This window comes from Catenulispora rubra, from assembly GCF_015356825.1.
GTDB classification, from domain to species: Bacteria; Actinomycetota; Actinomycetes; order Streptomycetales; family Catenulisporaceae; genus Catenulispora; species Catenulispora rubra.
On sequence record NZ_JAACYW010000388.1, the window covers coordinates 1 to 9,274 of the forward strand.

General features: G+C 69.2%; 8 protein-coding genes and 2 pseudogenes. 5 read left to right on the forward strand and 5 right to left on the reverse strand.

What is annotated here, in order from left to right; all coding sequences use genetic code 11:
* Positions 1 to 544: 544 nt before the first annotated feature.
* From GWK61_RS49780 to GWK61_RS49790, 3 genes are all read right to left on the reverse strand, one after another.
* A complete protein-coding gene (locus GWK61_RS49780; RefSeq protein ID WP_194920790.1) occupies positions 545 to 2,641 on the reverse strand; it encodes a copper resistance CopC/CopD family protein in 2,097 nt (698 codons plus the stop codon).
* 75 nt (positions 2,642 to 2,716) lie between these two features.
* A complete protein-coding gene (locus GWK61_RS49785) occupies positions 2,717 to 3,523 on the reverse strand; it encodes a M56 family metallopeptidase (RefSeq protein ID WP_194920799.1) in 807 nt (268 codons plus the stop codon).
* A complete protein-coding gene (locus tag GWK61_RS49790) occupies positions 3,520 to 3,909 on the reverse strand; it encodes a BlaI/MecI/CopY family transcriptional regulator (RefSeq protein ID WP_194920803.1) in 390 nt (129 codons plus the stop codon). The genes GWK61_RS49785 and GWK61_RS49790 overlap by 4 nt, the downstream gene beginning before the upstream one ends.
* Positions 3,910 to 4,195: 286 nt before the next feature.
* Here GWK61_RS49790 and GWK61_RS61245 point away from each other — a divergent pair.
* The 4 genes and pseudogenes from GWK61_RS61245 to GWK61_RS49805 all read left to right on the forward strand — a co-directional run.
* Positions 4,196 to 4,321, forward strand: a pseudogene (locus tag GWK61_RS61245) (class I SAM-dependent methyltransferase); the annotation flags it as partial.
* Between the two features lie 46 nt (positions 4,322 to 4,367).
* Complete coding sequence (locus GWK61_RS59075; protein WP_267254579.1) at positions 4,368 to 4,898, forward strand: class I SAM-dependent methyltransferase; 531 nt, start codon at positions 4,368 to 4,370, stop codon at positions 4,896 to 4,898.
* Between the two features lie 40 nt (positions 4,899 to 4,938).
* A complete protein-coding gene (locus GWK61_RS49800; protein WP_228564263.1) occupies positions 4,939 to 5,298 on the forward strand; it encodes an ArsR/SmtB family transcription factor in 360 nt (119 codons plus the stop codon).
* Complete coding sequence (locus GWK61_RS49805; RefSeq protein WP_194920805.1) at positions 5,295 to 6,002, forward strand: cation diffusion facilitator family transporter; 708 nt, start codon at positions 5,295 to 5,297, stop codon at positions 6,000 to 6,002. The genes GWK61_RS49800 and GWK61_RS49805 overlap by 4 nt, the downstream gene beginning before the upstream one ends.
* Positions 6,003 to 6,042: 40 nt before the next feature.
* Here GWK61_RS49805 and GWK61_RS49810 read toward each other — a convergent pair.
* Positions 6,043 to 8,273: pseudogene (locus GWK61_RS49810) on the reverse strand (heavy metal translocating P-type ATPase).
* Positions 8,270 to 8,500: a heavy-metal-associated domain-containing protein gene (locus GWK61_RS49815; RefSeq protein ID WP_194920808.1), complete on the reverse strand. Its 231-nt coding sequence runs from the start codon at positions 8,498 to 8,500 to the stop codon at positions 8,270 to 8,272. Before GWK61_RS49815 ends, GWK61_RS49810 begins: the two are co-directional and overlap by 4 nt.
* An 84-nt stretch (positions 8,501 to 8,584) precedes the next feature.
* On the opposite strand from GWK61_RS49815, the gene GWK61_RS49820 reads away from it, so the two are divergent.
* Positions 8,585 to 8,995: a MerR family DNA-binding protein gene (locus GWK61_RS49820; protein ID WP_194920809.1), complete on the forward strand. Its 411-nt coding sequence runs from the start codon at positions 8,585 to 8,587 to the stop codon at positions 8,993 to 8,995.
* The last annotated feature ends 279 nt before the right edge of the window (positions 8,996 to 9,274 follow it).

The window sequence follows — 9,274 nt, forward strand, 5'->3', positions numbered from 1 at the left end:
GCCGCGACCAGCGCTCCAACTGCGCCCGCTCATCATCGGAGAGCACCAGCTCGGCCTTCGGCCGTCCCGTCCTCGGCATGCCCGATATTCTACATTTAGAAAATGAACTTCAGGCGCAGGACACTAGCGGTACCTTGCCGATGTACGCGATGAGGTGGTGCTCGACGATGCTGCGATAGCTTCGGCTGGTGAAGTGGCACAGCCGCAACCCAGTCTGCGACCACACGGCCAGCCGCTGCCCCCCACCTCCGCCACTCGACGCCCGGACGGATCCGGACAGCCGTAGCCGCTTCACCGCGGCTTTTGCCTCAATGCGGGTCCGATAACCGCCTCGACGGATATTGAGCCGACGACCATCCACCTCCCGCGGCAGGGGCGTAACCGTCCTGAGAACCACTCGGGACAAGGCCGGATACCAATCGATGGACTGCTCTTCGCCCGGCGAGTCGATGGGAGACCGCGCGCTGCCAACGATCTGCTCGGACCAGCGCTGGAGGGCTACGGAGCCAGCCTTCAGGTATCACCCGTATCTGTGGCCGTAGATTCATCCGCCGGTCTCCGGATATACAAAGGTACGGACCGTGACGTGGTCCGGATCGGTGAGTGTCTCGCGGACCAGGTGACCCTGGTTGTCCAGGACGAGTCTGACGGTGATGTGCTCGGCCGGGTAGCCGAGCAGCAGGGTGCTACCGCCGCCGGGTCCGGGAATCAACGTGGCCTGAGGGGCTTTGCCGCTGCCGTAGGGTTCGGCGTTCAGGAAGTACGGGCCGGACAGGTCCAGCGTGCGCGGAGCCGTCGGGCTCGCGGTGGTGTCGCTGGAGACCTGCTCGATCACGGTCAGGTGCGGAGTGTTCGCCAGGGCGGCGGTGAGCTTGGCCAGGGCGGTGTCGCCGGGCGTGGGCGGCCAGGAGACGGCGACGGTGGTGCGGCCGCCGGTCCAGGTGTCCGCACCTGCGCTCAGCGTCAGGATGCTGTCGCCATTTGCCCACGCCATGGGGGCGACGTAGCAGCCGCTGCCGCAGCCGCGCAGGCTGAGTTTGCGCGTGGTTCCGGAGGGGTCCGCGGCGACGACGGCCAGCCTGTAGCTCGTGGCGGGCCCGGCGTTGACGACAGCCGCAGCAGCGCCTCCTTCCGGCGTGCCTTGATCGGCTGCTGCGGTTTCGTCGGCGCCGGGTGCGGTCAGGTAGACGACGAGCAGGCCGTCGCTGGCCTGGACGTCGATGCCGACCTGCCCGGTCCGCGCGCCGAGGGATTCGACAGGGCCGGATGCCGGCGGCGGCACCGCGAGGTCGCCGGTGCCGGTCTTGGGCGGGGCGAGCGCGGTGAGCGTCGCCGATGCGGCGAGCACTACCGCGAGCACGGCAGCCTCGACGCGGGCGATCGGGAGAACCAGTAGTTTGGTGCGCAGGCGCCAGCGCGCCGCCGCTGCCAGGCCGGCGGCTACGGCGACCAGCCCGGCCTTGACCAGGAGAAGCTGCCCGTAGCCGGTACCCAAAAGGTCGGACAGCGGCACGACAATCAGCCCTGCGGTCACGCCGCTGACTAGAACGGCGGCCAGCAACACGGCGGCCATGCGGGCGTAGGCGCGCCACAGTCGTCGCACCGCCTTGGGGTCGTGGCGGCCGGTGATCGCGAACGCCACTGCGTGTGCCAGCGCCCCGAGCCAGAGAGCCACGGACGCCAGGTGCACAAACGTCGTCGCCGCCCCGAGGAAGGACCCGTATTCGCGTGGATGAGCCCGTATCGACTCCGCCCCGACGATGACGGTGATCGGGATCAGAGTCCAAAACCCGCAGTTGAGTCGCGCGAGTGACGTGCGTTCGCTGGCTTCGGCGGTCTGCCGAGCGGCTGGCACCCAGCGGCGCAGCAAAGCCAACAACGCGACGGCGGCGAACGCCACAGCCTCGATGGTGACGATCGTCGCGGGCCGGTTGGCGAACGCGTCGGAGCACATGTGTGTCACACCGCGGAGCGCGTTGCCGCCGCCGAGTTGGATGGCCAGCAGCCACAGTGCGGCCAGCAGTCCGGTCAGAGCAGCGACTGCGACGGCCTGCCCGTAGCGCCGCGAAGTGCCGATGCTGACGCGGGCCCGAGCGGCTAGGCGTGGCGTGACCGCCGAGCCGGCGATAGCTGCCAGGGCGGCGAACAGCAGCCAGCGGGCGATGCCGGTGGACAGTGCCCCAGGCGCTTGAACGGTGTGCGGGCTGCTGCTCAGCCCGGCGGCTGCCGGGCCGACGGCGAATCGGTAGGTGCCGGTCACGGCGTCGCCGTCGGAAGCGGTGACCTGCCAAGTGACGGTGTAGACGCCGATGCCGATCGGCGCGGACAGCGCTGCTTGCATCGTGTGGCGATCGGTGCTCAACGTCGGGGTGCCGAGGGGGACGGCGCTGCCGGAGGGCCCGGAGGCGCGTAGTGCCTGGGCCTGGAGCGTGACCGGGCTGTCGAAGGTGAGGACCATGTCGTTCGGCGAAGTGGCGACGCCACCGTCCGCCGACGGCGAGGCGAACAGCAAGGTAGCGTGCGCGGACGCCGGACCGGCCGTTCCGATCAGCAAGGCCAGCACGAAGGCCGCGAGTGCTGCGATCGCGCGCCGACGGCTCGGCATCGTGCGCGTTGTTGCCGAGTTCCCACTGATCCCCATGCCGAACTCCCCGCTCCGCCATATCTTAATTCCTAAGGAGGATAGGAGTACGGCTCGACCGGGCTGCGGCGGGGCTCAGTTGATGACGCTGCGCACCAGTTCTTGCCCGACGCACATGGCCAGGCTGACCAGCAGGCTCAGCACGCCGAAGGAGACGAGCAGCGCCATCGCCGAGGGGCGTCGCGAGGGGAGATCGTCTCCGAGGAGCTGCGCGACGCGTGCCTGCTCGGAACCGTCGAACGCGGGGAGGAGTTCTGTGTTCGCCGCCGAGTGTTCGGGCGCTGCGCTCCACAGAGCCTCAGCCACCGCTGCGGCACCGACGGCTCCGATCGCGGCGCGGTCCGCAGCCAGTTCCGAGTCCTCGATCGACCGCCGATGCCACCAGGCCGCCACCGGCACGCAGAAGAACACGTCGGCGATCGCCCGCTGTATCGCGCGGCGCAGCGGGTCGCGGCGGCGGGCATGCTCCGATTCGTGCACCAGGACCGCGTCCAGCGCATCGGTTCCGAGCGCGTCTACGAGAGCCGGGCCGAGGTACACCGTCGGCCGGATCGCGCCGGCGCAAAACGCCAGGCGGGTCGCGGCATCCACGCAACGCACCCGCGTCACGCCGGTCCGCCTCATGGCTTCCGACACCGGTGGCGGTGTCGGCACGAACGTCGTCGCGGTGATCGCCTGACGAACCCGTTGCAGAAGCCACCAGGCACGCGCGCCCGCCGCCGCGATTCCTGCCCCGGCGACGATGGCGGCCGCGAGTCCGATGCATGCCCCGGCGATCATTGACATGCACAACCGCTCATCCGGTTGCCAGGCCATGCGGATCGCGCCCAGAACGGCGAGGACGCCGGCCTGCCACCACGGCGAGCGCAACCGATCAGTCATTTCGAGCGCAGCTCGTCCAGACGGCGGCGCTGTTCGGGGCTGAGTTCGTCCAGCCGGGCGGCGAACGCGGCCAGTGCGGCATCACCGTAGCGGTCGACGACCTCGGCGGTTTCGCGACGGCTGGCTTCGCTGAGTGCCTGCTCCGGCGTGGCAGCTATCTGATACACATACGCCTTCTGGCCGGGGATCGCCTGGGCGGACAGCAGGCCTTTCTCAGCCAGGCGCCGCAGGGTGGTCATCACGGTGGTGTAGGCGAGTTCAGGCAGAAGCGCGCCGACGTCACGGACCACGAAGGTGTCGCCGACCTGTCCGGTCCAGACCGCGCGCATGATCCGGCCCTCCAGAGGGCCGAGTACGCCTACCGCCCGGTCCAGGTCCTTCGCCATCGTCCGCACCCTTCATCTACTACCGATCGATCGTAGGTCGAGGGAACACGGCTCACAACTACTATCGCGCGATCGTAGATATCTACTACCGTGGCCTAGTAGATGGCTCACCGTAAGGAGTCCGGACATGAACCAGACCACTGACGAGCAGCCCGCCAACGGCGATCAGCGCGAGGCGTGGAACGGTGACGACGGCCAGTACTTCGTGGCACACCGCGCCCGGCTCGACGCGATGCTCGCCGGCCATACCGCCAAATTGTTGGCTGCGGCTGCGATCAGGCCCGGGATGGACGTGCTGGACATCGGTTGCGGTTGCGGACGCACCACGATCGAGGCCGCGCGGGCGTCTGGCGGTAACAAGGTCGTCGGCGTCGACCGGTCCGCTCCGATGCTCGCCGAAGCCTGCGTGGTGGCCGCCGCGGAGGACGTCTCCAACGTGCGCTTCGAAGAAGCGGACGTTGGAGACGCATCCTCTGGGCGAAGCCGCGTACGAGCTCGCGCTATCGCGATTCGGCGTGATGTTCTTCGACGACCCGGGTGCCGCGTTCGCCAACATCCACCGAGCCCTTCGCCCCGGCGGACGCCTGGCGTTCCTCTGCTGGCAGGCGCTCGAACTCAACGAGCACATGACGATCCCGTTCGCCACGGTGGCCCCGTTCCTCTCCGAGCCACCACGGCCAGGCGCGCCGGAGGGGCCCGGGCCGTTCTCGCTGGCCGATCCCGAGCGGATCAGGACCCTGCTCGACGACGCCGGGTTCACCGACGTCACCGCCGAGCCGTCGACTGAAACAATGCGGATGGGCGCGGACGCCGATGACGTCGCGGCCCATCTCATGACCCATCCAGTGGCTCGCACCCTGTTGCGTGACGCCACCCCGGGCATCGCAGCCAAGGCTGCGGCGGCGCTTCGCGAGGCCCTGCACGCCCATGCCGGGCCGGACGGGGTCCGCCTGGCGTCTGCTGCGTGGCTGGTCACGGCCACCGCATGACGCGTAAGGCGCACCGCCGCTTTGGCGATATCATCGCTATATGGCGATGATATTTTCCGATGCCGCAGCAGCGCGCGTCGAGCTCGCTCCGGCGGCGGCCCTGTTCCGGTCACTCGGCGATCCGGTCCGCCTGGCGATCCTTCGGCGTCTTGCCACTGGCGAAGGGCGCGTCGTGGATCTGGTCACGGAGCTTGGTCTCGCGCAGTCCACGGTGTCCAAGCACCTGTCCTGCCTTCGCGACTGCGGACTGGTCGATTCCCGCGCAGTGGGCCGGGCGTCGGTGTTCACCGTGACCGAGTCGGCGCTGGTCGACCTATTGGCGGCGGCGGAGAACGTGCTGGCCGCGACCGGCAGCGCGGTGGCGTTGTGCCCGAACTACGGGGATGAGGCGACCGCGTGAGCCAGCTTCCCGATCTGGAGACCGTCACAGCTGGGTCCGACTCCGGCTGTCACTGCGAGCCCGGCTGTACGGACGCCTGCTGTGCCGCGACCGTAGTCCGTAACGAGGCCTGGCACGCTGCCGCGCGGAAGGCGAAGCTGCTGTCCTGGCTGTCGCTGGCCTACATGGCCGCGGAGGGCGCGGTCGCGATCACCGCCGCGGTCCTGGCCTCCTCGGTCGCGCTTCTCGGCTTCGGCCTCGACTCGGTGATCGAGGGCCTGGCCTCCGTGATCGTCGTGTGGCGGTTCAGCGGGTCGCGGACTCTGTCCGAGACCGCCGAGGCCAGGGCCCAGAAGGCCGTGGCCGTCACGTTCTTCCTGCTCGCCCCCTACATCGCCGTCGATGCCCTCTCCAGCCTGTTCGGCGCCGACAAGCCGTCGACCAGTTGGCTCGGCGTCGCCTTGTCGATCAGTTCTCTGATGGTGATGCCGGTGCTGGGGCGGGCCAAGCGCCGCCTAGGCGCAGTTCTGGACTCGGGCGCGACCGCTGGCGAAGGTGCGCAGAACCTGCTGTGTGCCTACCTGGCCGCAGCGGTTCTGATCGGGTTGCTCGGCAACACGCTGTTCGGGCTGTGGTGGCTCGACCCAGTGGTCGGCCTGCTGGTGGCCGTACTCGCGGTGCGCGAGGGCATCGAGGCGTGGCGCGGCGAGGAGTGCGCCTGCTGATCTTCGATGCCCCAGCCCGGCTGCGGGGCGCCGCGCCACTTCATCGGGTGGCACGGCGTCCGAAGGTGGACAGGCGCAGGCTGTTAGTGACGACGGTGACGCTGGAGATTCCCATGGCGGCGCCGGCCAGGATTGGGTCGAGCAGGCCCAGCGCGGCCACCGGGATCAGGACCGTGTTGTAGGCGAAGGCCCAGAACAGGTTCTGCCAGATGGTCCGGTGGGTGCGCCGGGCCAAGGCGATCGCGGTGACGACCCCGGACAGGCTGCCGCCGAGCAGGGTGATGTCCGAGGACTCGATCGCCACGTCGGTTCCGGTGCCGATCGCGATGCCGAGGTCGGCCTGCACGAGTGCCGGAGCGTCGTTGACGCCGTCGCCGACCATCGCCACCTTCAGCCCCTCGTCCTGCAGACGGCGTACCTCGGCGGCTTTGTCGGCCGGCAGCACCTCGGACAGCACCTGATCGATGCCCACCGCCTCCGCGACGGCCTGTGCGGTCCGCCGGTTGTCGCCGGTGATCATCACGGTCTTGATGCCCGATGCCCGCAGAGCGGCGACCGCGTTCCGCGCGTCGTCCTTGACCGTGTCGGCCACAGCGACCACGCCCCTGGCCAGGCCGTCCCAACCGACGTAGAACGCGGTGGCAGCCTGGTTCTCGAAGGACTCTGATGCGGTCGCCAGTTCTTCGCCGATCGGCCAGCGGGCCTCGGTGAACATCCGGTCCCGGCCTACCAGCACCTCCCGGCCGTCGACGATGCCGCGTACGCCGTGACCGGCCGTGCTCGTGAACCCGGCGACCGACAAGATCGCCAGGCCATGCTCGCGGGCCGCATCGACCACGGCCGCGCCGATCGGGTGCTCGCTGCCGGACTCGACCGCGGCGGCCAGCACCAGCGTTTGCTCGTGGCCGGCAGTGCCGACCAGGCGCATCCGGCCGTGGGTGAGCGTGCCGGTCTTGTCGAACACCACCGCGTCGATCTGACGGGACGCCTCCAAGACTTCCCCGCCCTTGAACAGGACACCGAGTGCAGCGCCCCGGCCCGTGCCCACCAGAATCGCGGTCGGCGTAGCCAGCCCCAGCGCACACGGGCAGGCGATGATCAGCACCGCGACGGCGGCGATCAATCCGTGCACCGGCGCGCCCGCGAACAGCGCCCAACCCAGCAGCGTGAGCGCGGCGATCCCGATGACCGAGGGTACGAACACCGCCGAGATCCGGTCGGCCAGCCGCGCGACCGCGGCCTGGCCGCCTTGCGCTTCCTCTACCAGGCGCACGATCTGGGCCAGCGCGGTCCCGGCGCCGACCTTGTCTGCGCGGACGACCAGCAGCCCGGAGGCGTTGACGGTGGCGCCGATGACCGTGTCCCCGACGTTCTTGTCCACCGGCACGCTCTCGCCGGTCAGCATCGACTCATCGACCGCCGACGCGCCCTCGATCACGACGCCGTCGGTGGGCACCTTCTCACCCGGCCGCACCACCATCACATCGCCCGGCTGCACGTCGGTGATGTCGACGAGCCGTTCCCCGCCGTCGGCGGTGCGCAACCTGGCCTGCTTCGCGCCGAGTTCCAGCAGCGCGGCGATCGCGTGCCCGGCCCGGTTCTTCGCCCGGGCCTCGAAGAACCGGCCGGTGACGATCGCGGCCATGATGACCGCGGCGGTGTCGAAGTAGTGGTCGGCGTGCTGGTCCAGCGCGATCCGCACCGCCGAGAACAGGTAGGCGGCCAGCGTCCCCAGCATTACCAGGGTGTCCATGTTAGCATTACCAGGGTGTCCATGTTCATCTGCCGGTTGCGGGCCCGGGTCCAGGCGCTGACCAGGATCGGCCAGCCGACGATGAACTGCACCGGCGTGGCCAGCGCCCACGCCACGTCCGACGCCCACGGCTGATGCGTGTGGAACACCGACAGGTACAGCACCACGGCTGCCAGCGGCCAGGCCACAGCCGGGCGCCAGCGCCACAGCCGGACCTCGGCCTCCCGCTCGGATTGCTGGACCGACACCGTCTCGGCCGGGGCCGCGATGTCCAGCGGCGCGAGTCCGTAGCCGATGCCGGTGACCGCCGCGACGAGTTGCTCGGCCGAGGCCGGTTCGTCGGCGGTGCGGATGATGGCTTGTGCGGTGGCGAAGTTGACGTGCGCTTCCGCGACTCCGGGCTGGCGACCGAGCACCTTCTGCACGCGTGCCGCGCAGGAGGCGCAGGTCATGCCTTCTACCGCGAAGTGCAGACGGTCCGCCGCAGGATCGGCGTCGTGCACGGCGGTCGCGTTCATGACGCGCCGCCGGTCACGGTTCCGGCGATGTCGTAGCCGGCGCCCTCGATAGCGGCGTCGATGTCGGCTTGCGTGGCCGGGGTGTCGAAGCGCACCACGACCGTTCGGGAGGCGATGTCGACGACCGCCGATGCCACGCCTTCCAGCGGGCCGACGGCGCCCTCGATGGTGTTCTTGCAGGTGTCGCAGGTGATTTCGGGCACCGATAGAACGACGCTCTGGGACATGATGCTGCCCTTTCGTTCGATTTGACGTTCCGTCTTCGACGCTAGAACCTTGACCCGGGGGCAAGGTCAAGGGAAGGCCGGAAGATGTTCACGATCGGGCAGGTCGCAGCAGCCACCGAGCTGTCGCCGAAGGCGATCCGGCTCTACGAAGCCGACGAGCTCATCGCCCCGGAACGCACCGAGGCCGGCTACCGCCTCTACCGCGACGAAGACCTGGCGGTGCTGCACTTCGTCCGCCAAGCCCGCGTCCTCGGCCTGGGTCTGGCCGACATCAAAGCGATCCTGAATCTGCAACGCGGCGGACAACAGCCCTGCGACCTGGTCATGGGCATCCTCGACGAGCGGATCGCCGCCATCGACCGCACCATGGCCGACCTACAGGCGCTGCGCACCGCCCTGGCAGGAGCACGTGCCGACGCCGAGCAGGCCACGCTCGACGGTGAGGACGCCGTGATCTGCCGCATCATCGAGCACGCCGTACCGCCGACCACGTGACCTCGTGTCGCTGCGGCGAACACTCGTGAACGATCCGACGCGACGCCACCAGTCCCAACCACCGTTTCGCGCCGATAAGCCGCCTCACGGTGCGCGGCAGCTCATCGATACTCCCTGGCTGGACACGCTCCGCCGCTATTCCTGATCTACTTAGAGCGACCGAGGATAGGCGTGGAGTGCGTTGTTGGTATCTCAGGGATTTGACAGGCAGGCACGGACCTGATGGTTTCGGAGTTCTCTACGCTTCGTAACCGTCGGAGCGCCCGTGCCTGCCATGCC

Coding starts and splice junctions, on each gene's coding strand:
- GWK61_RS49780 (WP_194920790.1), bottom strand. CDS start 2,641: ATGGGGATCAGTGGGAACTCGGCAACAACGCGCACGATGCCGAGCCGT.
- GWK61_RS49785 (WP_194920799.1), bottom strand. CDS start 3,523: ATGACTGATCGGTTGCGCTCGCCGTGGTGGCAGGCCGGCGTCCTCGCC.
- GWK61_RS49790 (WP_194920803.1), bottom strand. CDS start 3,909: ATGGCGAAGGACCTGGACCGGGCGGTAGGCGTACTCGGCCCTCTGGAG.
- GWK61_RS49800 (WP_228564263.1), top strand. CDS start 4,939: ATGGCGATGATATTTTCCGATGCCGCAGCAGCGCGCGTCGAGCTCGCT.
- GWK61_RS49815 (WP_194920808.1), bottom strand. CDS start 8,500: ATGTCCCAGAGCGTCGTTCTATCGGTGCCCGAAATCACCTGCGACACC.
- GWK61_RS49820 (WP_194920809.1), top strand. CDS start 8,585: ATGTTCACGATCGGGCAGGTCGCAGCAGCCACCGAGCTGTCGCCGAAG.